The organism is Prevotella sp. AM23-5, from assembly GCF_003473645.1.
GTDB lineage: Bacteria > Bacteroidota > Bacteroidia > Bacteroidales > Bacteroidaceae > Prevotella > Prevotella copri_A.
Window position 1 is genome coordinate 1 of the sequence record NZ_QUCG01000028.1, and the last position, 17,986, is coordinate 17,986.

15 protein-coding genes are annotated in these 17,986 nt (G+C 44.7%); 4 read left to right on the top strand and 11 right to left on the bottom strand.

The features are described 5' to 3' along the window. Positions 1–43: 43 nt before the first annotated feature. Entirely contained in the window at positions 44–925 is an 882-nt protein-coding gene (gene pepI / locus DW657_RS08505) for a proline iminopeptidase (RefSeq protein WP_118312186.1), read from the top strand. 287 nt (positions 926–1,212) lie between these two features. On the opposite strand, the gene DW657_RS08515 is transcribed toward pepI, so the two are convergent. From DW657_RS08515 to DW657_RS08535, 5 genes are all read right to left on the bottom strand, one after another. Next, complete coding sequence (locus tag DW657_RS08515; protein WP_158577338.1) at positions 1,213–2,256, bottom strand: radical SAM protein; 1,044 nt, start codon at positions 2,254–2,256, stop codon at positions 1,213–1,215. Continuing rightward, positions 2,237–2,803, bottom strand: a complete 567-nt coding sequence (locus DW657_RS08520; protein WP_118312189.1) for a hypothetical protein — start codon at positions 2,801–2,803, stop codon at positions 2,237–2,239. Before DW657_RS08520 ends, DW657_RS08515 begins: the two co-directional genes overlap by 20 nt. Before the next feature lie 28 nt (positions 2,804–2,831). Continuing rightward, positions 2,832–4,901, bottom strand: coding sequence for a DUF262 domain-containing protein (locus DW657_RS08525; protein WP_199658327.1), 2,070 nt, complete (start codon positions 4,899–4,901; stop codon positions 2,832–2,834). Between the two features lie 8 nt (positions 4,902–4,909). Next, a complete protein-coding gene (locus DW657_RS08530) occupies positions 4,910–6,418 on the bottom strand; it encodes a DUF262 domain-containing protein (protein WP_118312212.1) in 1,509 nt (502 codons plus the stop codon). Positions 6,419–6,598: 180 nt separating this feature from the next. After that, complete coding sequence (locus tag DW657_RS08535) at positions 6,599–7,198, bottom strand: HU family DNA-binding protein (RefSeq protein WP_118312191.1); 600 nt, start codon at positions 7,196–7,198, stop codon at positions 6,599–6,601. A 437-nt stretch (positions 7,199–7,635) separates the two neighbouring features. On the opposite strand from DW657_RS08535, the gene DW657_RS18670 reads away from it, so the two are divergent. Next, entirely contained in the window at positions 7,636–7,911 is a 276-nt protein-coding gene (locus DW657_RS18670) for a DUF1810 family protein (RefSeq protein WP_118312192.1), read from the top strand. 57 nt (positions 7,912–7,968) lie between these two features. Here DW657_RS18670 and DW657_RS08545 read toward each other — a convergent pair whose 3' ends face one another. The 3 genes from DW657_RS08545 to DW657_RS08555 all read right to left on the bottom strand — a co-directional run bounded on the left by DW657_RS08545 (position 7,969) and on the right by DW657_RS08555 (position 12,081). Continuing rightward, the gene (locus tag DW657_RS08545) at positions 7,969–8,649 is read right to left on the bottom strand and encodes a hypothetical protein (protein ID WP_118312193.1); all 681 of its coding nucleotides are present in this window, start codon (positions 8,647–8,649) and stop codon (positions 7,969–7,971) included. Positions 8,650–8,671: 22 nt separating this feature from the next. Further along, positions 8,672–9,475, bottom strand: a complete 804-nt coding sequence (locus tag DW657_RS18160) for a hypothetical protein (protein WP_187360478.1) — start codon at positions 9,473–9,475, stop codon at positions 8,672–8,674. Between the two features lie 68 nt (positions 9,476–9,543). Then, on the bottom strand, positions 9,544–12,081 hold the full coding sequence (locus tag DW657_RS08555; RefSeq protein ID WP_118312213.1) for a glycosyl hydrolase 115 family protein: 2,538 nt from the start codon (positions 12,079–12,081) through the stop codon (positions 9,544–9,546). A gap of 204 nt (positions 12,082–12,285) precedes the next feature. Between DW657_RS08555 and dnaG the strand changes: the two genes are divergently transcribed. After that, on the top strand, positions 12,286–14,247 hold the full coding sequence (gene dnaG, locus DW657_RS08560) for a DNA primase (protein ID WP_118312194.1): 1,962 nt from the start codon (positions 12,286–12,288) through the stop codon (positions 14,245–14,247). A 16-nt stretch (positions 14,248–14,263) separates the two neighbouring features. Further along, the gene (gene cls, locus DW657_RS08565; protein ID WP_118312195.1) at positions 14,264–15,688 is read left to right on the top strand and encodes a cardiolipin synthase; all 1,425 of its coding nucleotides are present in this window, start codon (positions 14,264–14,266) and stop codon (positions 15,686–15,688) included. 256 nt (positions 15,689–15,944) lie between these two features. Here the strand turns inward: cls and rsmD are convergent, their stop codons facing one another. The 3 genes from rsmD to DW657_RS08580 all read right to left on the bottom strand — a co-directional run bounded on the left by rsmD (position 15,945) and on the right by DW657_RS08580 (position 17,818). Further along, positions 15,945–16,475: a 16S rRNA (guanine(966)-N(2))-methyltransferase RsmD gene (rsmD, locus tag DW657_RS08570; RefSeq protein ID WP_118312196.1), complete on the bottom strand. Its 531-nt coding sequence runs from the start codon at positions 16,473–16,475 to the stop codon at positions 15,945–15,947. A gap of 64 nt (positions 16,476–16,539) precedes the next feature. After that, a complete protein-coding gene (locus DW657_RS08575) occupies positions 16,540–17,352 on the bottom strand; it encodes a DUF3822 family protein (protein ID WP_089545024.1) in 813 nt (270 codons plus the stop codon). Then, positions 17,336–17,818: a hypothetical protein gene (locus DW657_RS08580; protein WP_118312197.1), complete on the bottom strand. Its 483-nt coding sequence runs from the start codon at positions 17,816–17,818 to the stop codon at positions 17,336–17,338. The genes DW657_RS08575 and DW657_RS08580 overlap by 17 nt, the downstream gene beginning before the upstream one ends. Positions 17,819–17,986 lie beyond the last annotated feature (168 nt).

The window sequence follows — 17,986 nt, forward strand, 5'->3', positions numbered from 1 at the left end:
AATTATAGTGTTGCGGAATTAAGGATAAAAACATTTGAAGACAATGGAAATCAAGGAAGGATATATGCCCTTCATGGGCTATCAAACTTATTATCGTATCGTAGGTAAAACGGAAGAGGGCAAGAACCCTATCATCCTTTTGCATGGTGGACCAGGCAGTACTCACAATTACTTCGAACTCTTGGATAGAGTAGCGGAGACGGGCAGAGCCGTCATCATGTATGACCAGTTGGGTTGTGGCAACTCATTCGTGGAGGGACATCCCGAACTATGGACACCAGAGACTTGGCTCAAAGAACTCTGTGCCCTCATCGACTATCTCCACATCGACCATTTCCATCTCTTGGGACAGTCGTGGGGAGGCATGCTTGCCATCATCTATCTGATAGAGAAGCAAGCAAAGGGCGTGAAGTCAGCCATCCTCAGCAGTACCCTTTCGAGCAGCAAACTGTGGGCGAGCGAGCAGCATCGCATGATTAAGTTTATGTCGGAGGAAGACCAGCAAGCCATTGCAGAGGCAGAGGCGAAGGATGACTTTTCTAGCGAGGCGTATGCCAAGGCGAATGAGCACTTCATGCTCTTGCATTGTGCAGGCGAGGTAACGGAGGATAGCCCAGAGTGTCTTCGCCGGAAGAAACGTGCAGGTGCCGAGGCTTATCTTTATGGTTGGGGACCAAACGAATACACTCCTACTGGTACGCTCCGTGATTATGATTACACCGACCGTCTGGGCGAAATCCAAGTGCCTTGCTTGGTGATGAGTGGCACCAACGACCTCTGTACTCCATTGGTAGCAAAGACGCTCTACGATGGTATCCAAGATTCCAAGTGGCATCTCTTCGTAGGAGCCCGACACATGCCATTTGCCGAGCAAAATGATGAGTATTGCGAGGTATTGGAAGAATGGTTAGGGGAGAAAGATTAGGCTTCTTCAAACTTTAGAAAAATGGAATTTCATCCAATCGATTGGACAAATTAAAGTAAAACCGTCCAATCGATTGGATGAAATGTATAGAATCAATAATCAATATTAGTAACTTAAAGAGAGCTTTTCTCTTTTTCTGGTGCAAAGGTAGTAAGTTTTTTCCAAACTTGCAAGAAGGCATGATTAGGTTACTCAGTTTCCCTGAGGTTACTATTACTGATAATGAATGGCTTGTGAAATGCAGATTTAACGATAATTAATGTGAACAAGCTATGTTAATAGAGAAACTATTGCTTCTTGAGAGTTAAGTTGGGCTCTATTCCATTGATGCCAAGTCCTAGAATGTTGGTTACTTCCCTGCATCCACAATCACAATCCTTAACTGATGAACATCCATTGCAGACTGTAGGCTGATAAGAGCGGAATGCAAATTTGTTCCAATAATCAGTATCCTTAATCCAAGGTTCTTCGAAAACATTTCCTACGATGTGAGGAGAATGATTGCAGGTTCTTATCTGTCCTGCTGGATCAATAACGAAGAAACCTTTTGCCGCAGCACATAGATACCCCACATGCATTCTTTTGTACGAATCGGCTGAAGCTATGATGCACTTCGGAATTTCTGTACCCACATTTCCATAGCGATTAGCTAATGTTAGTACCTTTTCCGCTGTATCAAGCATTCTATTGATTTGCTCCATCGAGAGACTTAGCTCATTCATGTTTTGTAAACCACGCCCACCAGGCAGAAAACGGTTGAGAAGAATATCTGTAGCTCCATTGATGAGGGCAAGCGATATGGTCTCAAATAGCTCATAATAGTTCTTTTTTGTAACGGTAATGTTTGCTGTGCATTCTAAGCCGATTTCTTTTGCTTTCGAAAAGCATTCTAACACGTAGTCTGCATTATCAACTCCAGTATGTTCTTCAAAAGATTGATACCCAGGAAGGCTCATGCTAAGATGAACATTCATTTCCTTGAAGAATTTGAGATGTTCTTCATTCATGAGTCTTCCATTGGAGATGAGTATGATGGGATAATCTATTTTCCTCTGATTACCAATTGTTCTGATGTGCCTTATGATTTCATGAAGGTCTTCTCTTAGCAATGCTTCTCCGCCAGACAAAGAAAATGTCTTTACTCCATAGTCGTATAGTTTTTCTATTACCCATTTCCATTGTGTGGTAGATAGCTCTTTCCCAAATGGATACGAAGAGTTAGGCGCATACCAAGGGCATGAGCAAAACAAGCAATGGTGATTGCACCTATATGTCAGTTCCAAAGCGACAGACTTCGGAAGTATGGGTATGCTATTCTTCATTGCTATCATTTTCATTTATTCCAATTCCCGTCATTCTCTTGATAGGGTCTTGTTCATCCATGAAGCTATGGTAGCGGTCATAACTATCTTCAAAATAAGACTCTCCTTTTAAGAATGCCAATACGGCTTGATAGTCATAAAGTGATTCCATATCAGTTATAGCTTGATGATAGTCCTTGTCGCTTTTTGTCTTGAAGCAGAAAAGATGGTACGCATTTTCCTCACAGATATCATCTTCGGAAGTAAATGGTAAATCGAAAAACTCTGCTTCTTCCTTCGCTTCTAGGGCGCATGAACCACATATTACTTCAAGAGACGCATCATATCCCAAATCTTTTATCTCTTTGATGATGGAGTTGAACATTTCTTCATCGCAGTGGAAAGCTTGATAGGTCAATTGACGATGGCAATGTTGGCATATCGTGGAAAAACTATCTATCATCGAAGGTTCATAGCACATGGCTCCCATGTGATTTGCCAGATACATTGGCAGCTTTTGAGCAGCCAGTTCCTTTAGCTGCTCAATAAGCTCTTCTCTGTTAAGTGAATGTTTCATATCTTCTTTCTGTTTTAATTGTATAATTCTAGTGCGTTGGCTGCATGATGATACTTAGTATCTTTTCCTGGTGCTTTTGCATATCATCGGCGTTCCATTCAAAACCAGAGTCTCGTTTGTCACCTTCTTTTAACTCTTTATTGTCTTGGCACATCTGCAACATGATTCTGAATTTCAAGGATGCCACACTTACTTGGTTTGATTTGGAATCAAGATAACATTCATTTTTGACTGTAGGATTCCAGTTGGATCCAGAACTGTTGGCATCGGAACCAATCATGGCAAAATTGCCAAAGCAGTTTATCTCTTCTGGAGTGATAGGCTTATCTTCTCCTGCTTTTGCCTGCGGATAGTAATGCTCTAGGCTTTTGCGGGTTCGAGAGAAATAGAAATCGTCGAATGTTTCGAGACCGAAATCGCCGCATCCCAAAGCTATAAAGAATTCACTTCTTGCTTTTGAACCTTTCTTGGCTCTGTTGCCTCGCAATTCGTCTGCATATTTTTTCCACAATCTATAGTCGGTATAATTGAACACAAAGAGAGGAATGTTGCTTGAGCCTTGTGGATAGATGCCATTGAAGTTACGGTTGATATCTTTTAATCCTACATTTAGTTTGCCATTTTGAATGATAGTTTCATCGAAGCTGTTTGGCTTAGGCTGGTTTCTTTCGTTCAGTTTGTTCGCATCCAAATATACATCGAAGAAGTACTTGTTTGCTAAATTTCTCACAAATTTCAAATAGTTATCTTCATCCCAGTCATTGAATAGATGCAACAAGCAATAGAAGAGATAATTCTTGCGTTGTTTGGCTGTAAATGCCACCTCAAACATAGATAGAAGATGAACTAATTCTCTTTGCTTAGACTTGTCATAGTCTATCAAATCAGTCATGTAGGCAGACTTCCCCTTACCTTTCTTGCAGTAATATTGTAGTTTCCAAGGATTCTCAATGGCTTTATCTTCACCATTTATGTGGTGCACCATGTAGTTGTCGAGATAATATTTTGCCAATAGCAGGTTATAGGCAAACTGCTTTACAAATTCTGGAGTGAGCTTAACTTTGTCAAACTCATTGATAAGTTCCTTGTCATCCAGCGTGAACTCAGATGGATTGAATCCCTTCTCTTGCATTCTTGTAATTTTGAGAACAATGAGCAGAAAGTTAGGAAAATCAATGATAGGCTGAAACGAATCGTTGCTATCGCAATCGCCTTTTGCAATTTCTTTTTTTACAGGAGCATTTAAAAGTTCTGCAATCGACTTTGTGGTCATTTTATCATCGGTATGGTTTGACTCAATGTATAATTCTTCAAATGATTGTGGGATGAAATTGCTCATATCTGTCCCAAATACGTTTTTCTTATTAGGTAATTCCTTTTGTATATACATATTGGGTAACTTCTGCTGGATATAGAAACTCATATCGCTGCAAGCCTCCCATATCTGACAGAACTTCTTCATATCTTCTTTCTCTAATAAAGCACTCAACTTGGCTTTTACAATTTCGTGCTTTTCAAGCTGCTCGCCACGAGAGTTCATCACCTCGAAATAATGGTTTAAATCTACATCTTTAGGTACACGATAGTGTATGATATGCACATGATTCAAGAAATACTCCTTGAATTTGTCCATATTGACATCCTTTAGTGCTTCTTTGGCAAAGTTATAGCCATTCTTTATGCCAAGGTCATATTCCTCGCCAAAATCGGAATCTTTTACTTCCTTGTTCTTTTCAAACTTAGACATAGCAGTTATTGTTTGCGTAGAAGTTTTACGTGAGGAATATGCAAGTCTGTTGCCTAACTTCTCGCCCATAGCTGTGAGGATAATGTATATTGTGGTAAGGCGTTGTTGTCCGTCTATCACTTCAAATACATTCTCATCACGTTTGAATGTAACAAGCGTGCCAATGTAATATACAGGCTTGTCTATGACCATGGAGTCATGGATGTCCTTTATTAATGCAAAAATTTCATCTCGTTCCCAAGCATAATTACGCTGGTAGATAGGAATCTTATAGGTGGTAGCTGTGCCACTATTGCCATAATAGATGTCTTTTATAGAACATTCTTTCAGTATATGTGATAAATCTTTCATTCTTGTCATTATTTATAAAAACCATTTTCCTTGAAGAAGAATAGATAGTTGCAGTGTATTCCGTCTTCTTCTTCATCTATTTTTCTGCCGGTGCTAGTGCTTTCAAGCACTCTTCTATCATTTATGTCTCCGATTGATAGAGTGCACAGATTGTCGGCGAGGGTACTGAGAAGTGATGCTGGGGAATCTTGTCGAGCAATTAATTTGTACATATTAAAGCCATTAATGATACCAAATTTGTTACTCTCGCCCATAATATAGTTTTGTGCAGACAACCATCCCAAATTTCGATATTGTGCTCTCAGGGAATAAGCCCAAATGAAGGCATAGATTACGAATTGCTCAAATTGCGCCAAGTCTTCTTTGGTTGGGTATGTTTCTGGGCAGAATCTATCTACGTAAAGTAAGACTGATGTGTCAAACAACAAACGTGCTATACCATTACCTGTACCTCGCTTGAAATATTTATCGAGAGTCTTTACTATCTCATTGTCGTTGATGTAAAAGCCTTCGTACTTACTATTGTCTTGAATATCTTTCAAGATTTTATAGTAATGCTTAGTGTATTCGAAAAATGGTTTACCTGCTATGATAGGTGTGTTCAATTGAAATGCATTGATGTTGCGAATACCCGACACGAATGGCATAGCAGATGAATTAACCATATCAGCATAGCAATATGCAGCCTTGAAGAACTGGGCATAAGGAGTTTTTGCATAGCGAGTAATGCCCTTGAACATTTGAATGTTATGTTCATTAAGTACATCCGCTTTGTTGCCATTTACCCATTCCTTGATACGATACAGATAGTTGCCAAAAAGGTTTGCCAAGTTGCTTTGAGAAACTTGCTCCCATCCCTTGACTATTCTTTCTGTTTCTTCTTCGCTGATGCCAGCCATCTCTCGTAGGTGATATGCCTTCAATAAGTCGTGAGGATAGAGTGCTTTGCCACGAGCATTTTGAGAGTCGAAGAACTGGAATGCCTCAGATACATCTTCTGTAATTACAACGATTAGCTCGCAATTATTTTCTATATATCCTTTTAATCTTTCTCTTTCCTTTTTGTGCTCATCCTCCATTAGTTTCTTCTTTGTGTTTTCATCTTCCGCCTTCTTGCCTAGGCGGCGACACAATGCCTGAAAGTTGTTGGGGATGTTTCGGCAGTTATGCTCATTATCGTAAACTGGCTGCCGTAAGAAGCTGATATTCTTTTCGCCTAATGCTGTTAACAACAGGGAGAATGTTATGGTACGTTGCTGACCATCTACAATGTCGTAACGCCCTTCTTCTTCTTGGTGCAAGATGAGGGTGCCTACTCTATACTTTTCCTTGTTGCTATTCATCGCCTCGATAATGTCATCTAGTAATTGGATGGCATTGCGTGCTGTCCACTTGTATGGACGCTGATAGATTGGGATGTTAAGACTAACATCTTCTATAGGCTTGTCACCATTCGTTATCTTCTTGTGAAGAAGTAAGTCGCCGATGGTTGTTATTGATAATGTTAAGTTGCTCATATTTTTTTGTGACATAGTTACTAGCTTTGTTACCAACTCTGTCATTGTACTATCAAAAATGGTAACAGAGCTTTTCTTATTTTTAATTTTCAATTTCATTTTTTTTTCTTTCACCTTTTGCGTAATCCTTTGTGATTCACTTGCTTATGGTGAAAGAAGAATGAACGTAACCGTCAGCAGCTACTTCAAGAAGTAGATGGGCGCATGGGGAGTTCCATCCTTCACCATGATATCTTTCTCGCAGAAATGAGTGAGCCACTTCTGAGCCATGTATGGAGTCAAGCCGAAGTGGATGCGCATGATGCGAGTGGTGATGTAACGATTCTTTTGAAGATACTCCTTGATATTCTCCAACATCTTTTCCTCGGAGTATTTTGTAGATTGGTTGGAATAAAGGGAGCGGACAAAGTGGACGTTGCGCTGTACTTCCTTCATCAGCTTTTCCTCTGGACGGAAGTTGATGCCAGTGATGCGTACTTCCTTGCCTGTAATCTTCTTGTCAGGATTCTCCTCAGGCATCTCTAGGCTAGCCGACATGGAGAAGTAGCCAATTTCTGGGATGTAAAAGCGGTGTCCCATGGAGAATTCTTCCACCAAAAGGTCATGAAGCTCTGCCAACACCGCAGCCACATCTCCCTTGGTGAGTGAGCAGCGGTTCTGGATTTTCTCTTGCAGTTGCTTCTCGGTCATAGGTTCATGCTGCACGATACGAACGTATTGGCGCTTTTCTCCTGTGCCCTGGGCATTGTTGAGAGTGTAAATGTCGTATTTCAGTTCCATATTTCTTGTTGTTTGATGTTTCGTTGTTTTCTATATTCTTTGTCTTCTATGAAAGATGATGCAAATATATATAATAATGTGATAACTTGAATCTTTTGGTGTAAAATATTAGGTTTATTTAAACATTGGTATATGTCATATGATTATACGGCATTTGTCATTCGACCGTATGATAAGTGTCATGTAATCGCATGACAAATGTCAAGCAATCGTAATAATAGCTTCCTTGCATCGTAATAATAGCTTCCTTGCATCGTTATGGTTGCTTCCTTGCATCATATAAGTCACAACATTGTTACCATCCATCTCACCCTTGCCAATTTCAAGAAATACTCATTCGAAATGAGTGATTTTGCTCTGAATTACTCATTCTGAATGAGCAAAAATAACAGAAATTGCTCATTCGGAATGAATAAAAGGAGGATTTATACCCCAGCATTTGGTGGATTCAAAAAAGTAGTACCTTTGCTAACTTCTATGGGATTACCTGCCGAGAAGAAGCTGAGGCTTATCTGGAGAATAAGATACTCAATGAAAGGTTGAGAAAGGTTTGCTGTATTGATGCCGTCTTGCCCAATGATATCTTTGCGGAATGGCTGAACACCGCACACTACCTAATTTATTGTGTAAGAATTAGTTTAGTGCTGCTTAGTGAGGTGTGCGGTAGAAAATCGAAACTATGTTTCTTCAACCTGGTAGTCGGAGAATCTTAATCCCGATCATTATAATAGTTCCTGCGGAGGTCACGAAAGTGCCCTCCGCAGGAACTATTATTGTTTACTGGAAGCTGCTTTCCATTCATCATAGATATGGCTAAAGATAGCTACACCATCATTCAGTTGCTTCCTAGCTAAAGACTTATCTTTGTTCCACCATTCAAGAATGTAATCCTTCAGTCCCTCATATTCCTTTTGATCCTTGAATTGTCTATCCAGGCTTCCCATTTTGCCAAGCGTTGCATTGTAAAGAATAAATGCCCTTTCCTGTCCATTAGGCTTCAGTGCATACCAAGTAGCCCAAGAGTTTCCTGTGTTTATGCCATTGCCAGGCAGAAATACGTGAACTTGGTAGACAGATGCATTCTTGCCGCGGTAAAGGAGTTCCATAAGGCGATCCTCTTTTACAGTCCTAATCGAATTACGTGCTATCGTTTGGCAATGTTCCCACACTTCGCCTTCAGGGTGTTCCTCAGTGAGTGCAAGCCATTCCATCTTGGTTACTTTCTCAGCATCGTACTTCTTGGCTTTTTTGCCATCTGGATTCTCGGCAAGTCTTACTTGATATTCTAGCGCCCACCCCATGTACTTCTTAGGAATGTAGCCCTCTATCTGTTTGCCATCCATCATAGTGAGGCGAACATGACGCATTTCTGGGTCGTCATTCTTGCGAGCGTGTGCAGCTATCGCTACCACCATTACTGCCATGAGCAGCCAAAACTTCATTGCTTTCATAATGATTCCTTTTAGTTGTTATTTATTGTTTGTCATCTAATACTTCTATCACTCGTTGTATCATAGAACTTCGGTTGTGTTCACCTAGTCCAATGAGTTTCTTTTCCCATTCCTGCGAAAGTCCTACACAATGGCAAAGTTCTCGGATAAAGGATTTGTCGCATTTCTTATAGGTATCTCCCAGACATATAAGCTTGCCATCAGTCTGTCTGACATAGAAGTCGCAAGCCGTCTTGCTTGGGATGAAAAACATTGCTGCTACTGTGTTACCTTGCCAAGCTTTCATTCCTCCCATGTCCGTCACGGAATAACCTTGGGAGGCATAAATATAGACTTGCAATCGTGGGTGGTTGATATATAGCCAGCTCCATCCCACATTTTCCAAAGGAACAAGTGTGCGTACGTTTTGCTTGGAGGTTGCATTCCACACCACTACAGAATCAATGTTGGCGAAAGGTATCACATCGCTAGTGCATTGGCGAGAAAAGAAGTTTCTATAAACTTGAACATCCTTTTTCTTGCGTGGCAAGTCTATTCGGTCATTACTTTCATAGAGTTGCTGGATACCATTCTTTAGGTACACTCGTCCCTCGCATGATTGAGCTTGCATGCTAATAGTTCCCATATAAGCAAGCAAAATGCTAATGATGAGATATATTCGCCCAAAATTTATCTTCTCATGTACGGCTTTTTTAATCTTTCGGATGGTCTTGCCATTGGAAAGACGCCAACCTTCTATTTCTTCATACTTGCACATAAGCGATTTCTCTTGATAATTTTTGCAAATATACGAGGAAACTTTCTGATTACCAAATAAATTAACCATTTTTTTTATAAAAATAGGCACGCATCCTTTCGGGGGCGTGCCTATAACCTTATTATTATATTATACCTTTATATTACCTTGACTCTCCCTTTCCCTCCTCTTCCATCAATCACGATTTTCTCGAAGACGATGGCTGGGTCGTTAGGAGTGAGGGTGAGGGTGTGGATGCCATCGGCAGTAGCCGGCAGTTCCAACTCTATCACTTGATCCACGATGCGAGTGGCTATCGTTGGATAATAGATATTGTAGATGTTCTCCGGCTTCTCGTTCAAATCTTTGTTGAAGTTAACCTCTACAGGAGAAGCGCCATCTAAACTTACACCATAGGTTAAGCCGCCCTTGTTGAGATAATCCAAGGTTGATTTGGTAATCACATGAATGCGAACCTTCTGCTTGCCATTGGAAACATTGCCATTAAATGCCTTGTCATCCGAAGTTTTGCCAACCGAAGTCTTGCTAACTTGCATCTTAAACTTGTAAGTGATGCTGGCTCCCTTTACACTCTTGGTATAAGGCATCAGAGTCATTGCCGATACGCTTTTGCCCATGAATGGAATCTCTGTCCATTTTGCCTCGGCAGCATCCGTCTTGCTGCTATAGTAAGGAGCTTCGATTTCTACCACGCCGTTGTTTTCGCTGATAATCACTCCATCCTTGGAGGTTACCCGGAAGAGTTCCGGACAGGTATCCTTCTCGAAATCATCATTCCAGCTCTTGTATCCGATATGCTTCTGTGTCATCATTCCGTTCCACTTGCCACCCGACATCTTGTGGTTGTAGAAGTCGCAGATCAGCGAATCGCGCTTGAAGAAGCGTTCGCATTCATCAGCCCAGATGTTCGCCTTCGGATTGTTCTGCTTGTAGAGAGCATGGTTCTGAGCCTGGGCAAAGTACATCTGGTGCAGATTGCTCATCAACTCGATAGGGAAGAGGATGATCTGACGGTAGGCATCGTGATAGGCTGCCGGCAGACTGTTGTACTGGCGCAAGGCATCGGCTTCGAGCTGGAGATACTGGTTCACCACCTCCTGCCATTCGCCGTTCTCCAAATTATAGGTGTTCTTGTCGAGCATCTCCGGGGTGCAGCGACCATTGTACTTGCAGATGAGGTTGAGTAATCTTGCTGCCTCGTCAGCCTGCGATTCTCCGAACTGCTGGGCGCACCAGTCGCGGGTGTGGCGGGTGATGTTGTTCGCTGAGTATTTATGAGGATTCCACGCCATGTCCATAAACTGGCTGATAGGATATTCCATCGGCTTGAGGTCGCCCACGTTGAGAATCCAGAGACGGTCGATGCCGTTCTCATAGGCAAGTGTCAACTGCTCCCAAGGGTTCTGCACGGGGGTAACATTGAGCATCTTCGAGTTTCTTGGCGCACCCACGTAATCTACGTGGTAGTAGAGTCCCCATCCGCCCTTGTGCTTTCGTTCCTGGGCATTAGGCACACGGCGCACGTTGCCCCAGTTGTCATCGCAGAGCAGCAGGGTTACATCGTCGGGCACTTTCATTCCCTTGTCGTAGTAATCCAATACCTCTTTATATAGTGCCCATACCTGCGGTGTTTCGCTAGCCTTCTTTCCCGTTACATCAGCGATAATCTTGCGCTGGTCGTTGATGATGTTGGTCATCAGTCGGGTATCAGCCTCTTCGCTCATCGCCTCGTCGCCGTCGCCACGCATGCCGATGGTTACAATCTGTTCGGTTCCCTTCATTCGTTCGATGCCTTCACGGAAGAACTTCTGCAGGTTAGCCTTGTTCTTCTGATAGTTCCAAGGTCCCCATCCCTTTCGGTTGCGGGCGTATTCCTGATGGTTGCGTGCCATCGGCTCATGATGGGAGGTGCTCATCACCACGCCCATTTCATCTGCCGTCTTCTCGTTCTCCGCATCGTCGGCATAGAAAGCCCAGCCCCACATGGCTGGCCACATCATGTTGCCCCTGAGGCGCAGTATAAGCTCGAATACGCGCTGGTAGAACCGGTGGTCGCCATACTCGGTGCCGTAGGTATTCTTCACCCACGAGGTGAGGCAAGGTGCCTCATCGTTGAGGAAGATGCCACGATAGCGTACGGCTGGTTCGCCATCGGTATAGATTCCCTTGTTTACGAAGATGGAGTCGTGGTGCTCCACAGGCACGTCTGCCCAGTCATACCAAGGCGATACGCCCATCTGCTGGGAGAGTTCGTAGATGCCATAGATGGTGCCTCGGCGGTCGCTTCCTGCGATGACGAGCTGCTGATCTACGAGGGTGATGATGAATTTCTCGCGCTTGCCCTTGAGCAGATTTCCGTTGATGCGTTTTTGTTTGATGAGCTGGTCGATGGCAGCAGAATGTCCGATGGTTCCCACGAGGATGGTTGCCTTCCGGTTGGAGGTGATGGTGGCTTGGGAGCCGCTCACCTTGCTGATGTCCCTGACCAGTGCATTGGCAGCATAGCTCACGCCACGGCAGTCGTTGGCGTCCATATAGATTTCTACCTTGTCATTACCGTTGATGAGCAGATCGCCCTGCTTGAAACTGACGAATCTCTCTGCTGCACTCATGCTCATGGCTGAGAGGAGAGCAGCGGAAGCTAAAAATACTTTCTTGATGTTGTTAAGTCTCATATAAAAAATATGTTTATGTATTTGTTGTTTGATGGCTGCAAAGGTAGGAATATTCATCGTATTTTACTTTGTCAAATGTAATCTTTTCTTTATTATTTGTTTCATTTTGGCTTTCCATGCGGTTTCTGTACGTCTTTTTCCCTAAATGTTTTGTGTTTTCAGAGAAAAGTATTAATTTTGCATCATAAAATAAGATAGAAAAATATGATAGATAAACCGACCATAGCCTGTATTATGGACTCCACCAAGATAGAAGAGGTGGTGTCTGAATTCGTCACGCTGAAAAAGCGCGGCATCAACTATGTCGGCTTGTGTCCTTTCCACAACGATTCCCATCCATCCTTCTCCGTTTCTCCTACGCGTGGCATCTGCCACTGCTTTACCTGCGGAAAGGGTGGAAACGCCATCAACTTCCTGATGGAGCTGGAGCAGATGACCTATCCAGAGGCATTGAGATGGCTGGCTAACAAATACCATATCGAGATTCAGGAACGCGAGATGACCAACGAGGAGAAGCAGCGCGAAAGCGAACGCGAATCGATGTTCATTGTGAATGAATGGGCGGCGAAATACTTCCAGGACATCCTGCAGAATGATGTGGATGGTAGAGCCATCGGCATGCAGTATTTCAGAAGCCGAGGATTCAGAGACGACATCATCCGGAAATTCCAACTGGGATTCGCCCTGAACCAGCGCACGGCACTCTTCGACGAGGCGGTGAAGAAAGGATATCAGCCGAAATACCTGGTGGATACCGGTCTCTGCTTCAAGGTGGACAAGGAGGAAGCGGGCAACAAGAGCGGACAGGACAAGTATCTGGACCGATTCTCCGGGCGCGCCATCTTCCCGTGGCTGAGTGTGAGCGGAAAGGTGGTGGCTTTCGGCGGACGTGTGCTGGATACCCGTACCAAGGGTGTGAGCCAGAAATACGTGAACTCGCCCGACAGTATCATCTACCACAAGGAGCGTGAACTCTACGGACTGTATCAGGCAAAGAAGGCCATCGCCAAGGAAGACTGCGTGTATATGGTGGAGGGATATACGGATGTAATCTCCATGCACCAGTGCGGCATCGAAAACGTGGTGGCCAACTCGGGTACGGCGCTGAGCATCCATCAGATCAGACTGCTCCACCGATTCACCAGCAACATCGTATTGCTTTACGACGGCGATGCTGCGGGCGTGCATGCGGCGCTGCGAGGTACCGACATGCTGCTGGAGGAGGAGATGAACGTGAAGGTGCTCTTCCTGCCAGATGGAAACGACCCGGACAGCTTTGCCCGAAGCCATACCGCTGCAGATTTCAGAAAATACATAGAGGAAAACCAGAAGGACTTCATACAGTTTAAGACCGATCTCTCGCTGAACGGCGTGACCGATCCGGTGAAGAGAAGCCAGGCTATCAACAGCATCGTGGAGAGCATCTCGAAGATCAAGAACCAGATTACCCGAGCCTCTTACATCACCGACTGCGCCCACCGGCTGGGCGTGAACGAGGCGATTATCGTGAATGCGCTGAACAACTTCGTGAGAAACGGTATGAGCGAGCAGGTGAAGGCTGAACGGCGCGCAGCTGGGCTGAGAGACCCGAAGGCTACTGCCCCACAGCAGGGAATGCAGGCTGCCATGAGGGGCGTGACGCCGCTGGACAAGCTGCTGGAGGTGGAAGACCTGCTGGTGAAGCTGATCATACACCACGGAGAAAAGCATATCGTAGTGAAGGATGTGGAGGGCAACGATATTGAACTGCCGATAGCACAATATATCTATCTGGATATGTCGGGCGATGAGTTCAGATTTCATAACGATCTTTATAACAGAATCTTGCAGGAAACGCTGGAGCATCTGGAGGATGAGAACTTCGTGGCGGAAAACTATTTTGCCAACCATCCGGATCCGGAGGTGAGCAGAATTGCCAGTCTGCCGACGGGAGAACAGGAGGTTTCTACGGCAAGTCTGCAGCTGCAGCTGAACGCTGAAAAGCTGCGCCAGTTTGTCTTCAAGGATCTGCTGAGCTTCCGCACACATTATATCGCACAGCGACTGATAGAGGTGCAGCAGGAATTTGCCAGAAATCCTTCGAACAGGGAGCTGGTGGAGGAGTTTATGAAACTGAAGAAGATGAACTCGCTGCTTGCCAGCCAGACCAACTCGGTATTCAACTAGATAAAAAAAGAAAGGTATGATATATATTCATTGGATTTATCTCTTGCTTTATATGGCAATCATGATTCCCGCTATCATCACCGTCTTGATGGACAACCGACAGCCCGCCAAGACGATGGCATGGATTCTTGTGCTCGCTTTCATGCCTTTCGTGGGAATCATCTTCTACATCTTCTTCGGGCAGAACACGAGAAAGGAACGGCTGATCAGCGATAGAAGCATGGACCAGTTGACCAAGCGATCGATGCTGGAGTTTGCCGAGCAGGAGAATCTGCATATCCCAGCCAACAACAAGCCGCTGATGAATCTCTTTACCAATCAGAACTGGGCATTCCCGTTTAAGGACAATCAGGTGGAGATCTTTACCGATGGTTATGAATTCATCTTCTCCTTATTATATAATATAGGTAAGGCGAAGCATCATATCCATCTGGATACCTACATCTTCGAGGATGATGCCTTGGGTTATCTGGTAGCTGATGCCCTGATAGACAAGGCGGAGCAGGGAGTGGAAATCAGACTGATATATGATGATGTGGGCTGCTGGAAGGTGAAGGATTCCTTCTTTGAGCGCATGAGAGAAGCAGGCATCGATGTGCATTCGTTCATGCCGGTAAGGTTTCCTGCGTTTACCAGCAAGGTGAACTACCGCAATCACCGTAAGATATGCGTGATAGACGGTAGGGTAGGATTCATCGGTGGCATGAACATCGCCAAGCGCTATGTGAAGGGCACCGGGAAGCAGAAGTGGCGCGATACGCATCTGAGAATGGAGGGCGGAGGCGTGTATGCCCTGCAGCGTGCTTTCCTGATAGACTGGTATTTTGTGGATCGCACCTTGGTGTCAAACCGAAAGTATTATCCGCCGGTGGATTCGAAGATCAGGAATAATTGTCTGGTGCAGGTAGTAACGAGCAGTCCGATTGCTCCATGGCCAGATATCATGCAGGGATATGTGCGCATTCTGCTTCAGGCGCAGAAGTATGTGTATATGGAGACGCCTTATTTCCTGCCTACCGAACCTGTGCTCTTTGCGATGCGCACGGCGGCTCTGGCGGGAGTAGATATCCGTTTGCTGATGCCTAGGCATTCAGATGCCAGGATGGTGGAGTGGGCTTCGCGTTCTTATCTGATGGAGGCGATAGAGGCTGGCGTGAAGGTTTATCTCTATACGGGTGGATTCAATCACAGCAAGTTGCTGGTGAGCGATGACAACCTCTGTACCGTGGGCAGCACGAATGTGGATTTCCGCAGTTTCGAGAATAATTTCGAGGCGAATGCCTTCTTCTATGATGAGGAAATGGCGCAGAGAATCAAGCGGATTTATCTGAAGGATGAATCCAACAGCATTCTGGTGGATGATGTGGCGTATTTCGTAAGGCGCCCATTCCTGAAAAGATTGTTCGAGAGTATCGTAAGATTGCTTTCGCCGCTGCTGTAAAAAGGGAGGATGTTTTGCTCCATTATGCCCTGAAAGCAGGTGAGGTATCCGCCGTGCTGATATCTTACGCGGATGTTTTGCTCTATTACGCCCTGAAAGCAGGTGAGGGTATCGCCGTGCTGATATCTTACGCGGATGTTTTGCTCCATACGCCCTGAAAGGGCAGAAGCTCCTAGCCCAGGGCATCGCCCTGGGTAGCCTTGTATTTTCCCCTTTCGCCCTGTAAGGGCAAAAGCTTTAAAACAATCAGCAGATTTTATCTGAATATCGAGAAGTTTACGCTTCCGTAACTTCTATGCTCCAGGAATCTTGGATGGTCGGAGAAATCGTAGTTCTTGCCATGCTCGAAAACGAAGATGCCCTCTTCGTTGAGAAGATCGCCATTGAGTACGAGGTCTGGAATCTCGGGAAGTTTCTCCAGCGCATATGGCGGATCGGCAAAGATGAAATCGAATTTCTGCTTGCAGGTTCTCAGGAAGCGGAATACATCGCCACGAATCAGAAGATCCTTGTCTTCGCCCAGTTTCTTGAAACACTCGCGGATGAAGTTGGCATGGTCGCGGTCGGCCTCTACGCTGATGACTCTGCTGCATCCACGGGATACCAGTTCCAGCGAGATGCTGCCTGTGCCGGCAAAGAGGTCGAGGGCAGTGGCATCCTCGAAATCGATGTAATTCTGCAAAACATTGAAGATGTTCTCTTTTGCGAAATCTGTAGTTGGTCGCGCCTTGAACGAACGTGGTATGTCGAAGTGGCGACCCTTATATTGTCCTGTTATGATTCTCATAATTAACTTTTAACTATCAACTTTTAACTATCAATTTTTAAAATCAGCTTTTAACAATCCACTCCTACTTGCTTAAGTAGAGCGTCAGCAGATCGAACGGCATTCCCTTGATTTCCGTGATGGGCGCACGATTGAATTCGGCGCTTGGATTCAGGAGAAAGGTCTTCTTTACATAGAGCTTGGCATTGTAGAGGAACCAATCCTTATCCGGAATATCGCCCGAAACATGCAGCTCATCCTGCATCTGCTGCAATCCCAGCTGCTTCCATACGAAGAGGATGAAGTAGAGTGCATCCTTGGCATGATCAGCCTGGAAGGAATTGTAGAACTTGAATCTGTTTTTCTCGAAACAGAAGATGTCCACCTTCTTGTCGTGGAAATACGCATAGAGCTTGTGGTAGATACCCGTGAAGCTACGCTTGTGCAGATAGTTCCACATCGGCTGCATGATAGGAGTGAAGCGCACATCCTGGAAGTTGTCTTCTATCACCATCTTCAGATCCTTGTTGATTGGGAAAACAGCCACCACATTCAGATTCGGCTGCACCCTGTAGAGGATGGCATCGCTGTGGCTGCCCGTGAAGGCATGCTGATAGAGCACGGTGAGGTCTTCCTCGTGGAATTCCTCTATAGGTACCAGCAGGATAGGCGTATCGATATAGACACGCACCTTCTGATAGCCGCGCTGCAGAAGTTCGCTTTCGCCGAAAGCCTGTCTGAGGTTGGCTGCTATCGATACACCGCTTTTCACAGTGTAAGGTTCGTATATCAACTGGTGCTCGGCTTCACGATCTACAACCGAGAAGCTGAGTGTATTCTTGCTCACACGGATGGTGAGTCGTGCTTGCTGTGTTCTTTTTTTACCAATTACTTGCATTGTCGTTGTCTTTGGTGATGTCTCCGATCTTTAATCCAGGAAAGTTGCCGGCATCGGAAGCTTTTTCTGTTACCTGTTGAATCGCCTCCTCGTTGAGACCATCGAGATAGTCTTCGTAGGTGGCTCCACATTCCATCAGCGGAATCTGCTTTCCGCTTTTATGGATAATGGTAGTGGCGGCGAGCGAGAATTTCCTGCCATCGGAATAAGGGATGAGGGTATCCTCAGCCTTGAGATACTTTGCCTTGATGAGGACAGCAAAATCGCCGGTATAGACTCCGTACTTCGCCTTGTATCTTTCTTCGGCAGAACGGATGAGCATCAGTTTCTCCTTTACCTCAGCTTCGCGGCTCGCCATCTGTTTCTCGAAGATGAGAGGCTGGCTGATACTGAGAGCGCAAAGCAGCATCATGATGATGACGCAGGCGCCCAAGATGGCATTATTGTTTATTTTTCTTAATTTCATTCTCATTTCAAAAAGTATTAGTACTTTTGCATCTGCTTCTGCAGCTTATCTTCTGCAAAGATAATGCAAGTGAGCGCAATGAAAGCTTGCTTTCACATTGCCGAGTGCAGCTTATCTTCTGCAAAGATAATGCAAAACGGAGACAACGCAAAATATTTGGTGTTGAAA

Bases quoted from the DNA above. Each gene is read 5' to 3' on its own strand.
- pepI (WP_118312186.1), top strand. From the start codon at position 44: ATGGAAATCAAGGAAGGATATATGCCCTTCATGGGCTATCAAACTTAT.
- DW657_RS08515 (WP_158577338.1), bottom strand. From the start codon at position 2,256: ATGATAGCAATGAAGAATAGCATACCCATACTTCCGAAGTCTGTCGCT.
- DW657_RS08520 (WP_118312189.1), bottom strand. From the start codon at position 2,803: ATGAAACATTCACTTAACAGAGAAGAGCTTATTGAGCAGCTAAAGGAA.
- DW657_RS08525 (WP_199658327.1), bottom strand. From the start codon at position 4,901: ATGAAAGATTTATCACATATACTGAAAGAATGTTCTATAAAAGACATC.
- DW657_RS08530 (WP_118312212.1), bottom strand. From the start codon at position 6,418: ATGAGCAACTTAACATTATCAATAACAACCATCGGCGACTTACTTCTT.
- DW657_RS08535 (WP_118312191.1), bottom strand. From the start codon at position 7,198: ATGGAACTGAAATACGACATTTACACTCTCAACAATGCCCAGGGCACA.
- DW657_RS08545 (WP_118312193.1), bottom strand. From the start codon at position 8,649: ATGAAAGCAATGAAGTTTTGGCTGCTCATGGCAGTAATGGTGGTAGCG.
- DW657_RS18160 (WP_187360478.1), bottom strand. From the start codon at position 9,475: ATGGTTAATTTATTTGGTAATCAGAAAGTTTCCTCGTATATTTGCAAA.
- DW657_RS08555 (WP_118312213.1), bottom strand. From the start codon at position 12,081: ATGAGACTTAACAACATCAAGAAAGTATTTTTAGCTTCCGCTGCTCTC.
- dnaG (WP_118312194.1), top strand. From the start codon at position 12,286: ATGATAGATAAACCGACCATAGCCTGTATTATGGACTCCACCAAGATA.
- cls (WP_118312195.1), top strand. From the start codon at position 14,264: ATGATATATATTCATTGGATTTATCTCTTGCTTTATATGGCAATCATG.
- rsmD (WP_118312196.1), bottom strand. From the start codon at position 16,475: ATGAGAATCATAACAGGACAATATAAGGGTCGCCACTTCGACATACCA.
- DW657_RS08575 (WP_089545024.1), bottom strand. From the start codon at position 17,352: ATGCAAGTAATTGGTAAAAAAAGAACACAGCAAGCACGACTCACCATC.
- DW657_RS08580 (WP_118312197.1), bottom strand. From the start codon at position 17,818: ATGAAATTAAGAAAAATAAACAATAATGCCATCTTGGGCGCCTGCGTC.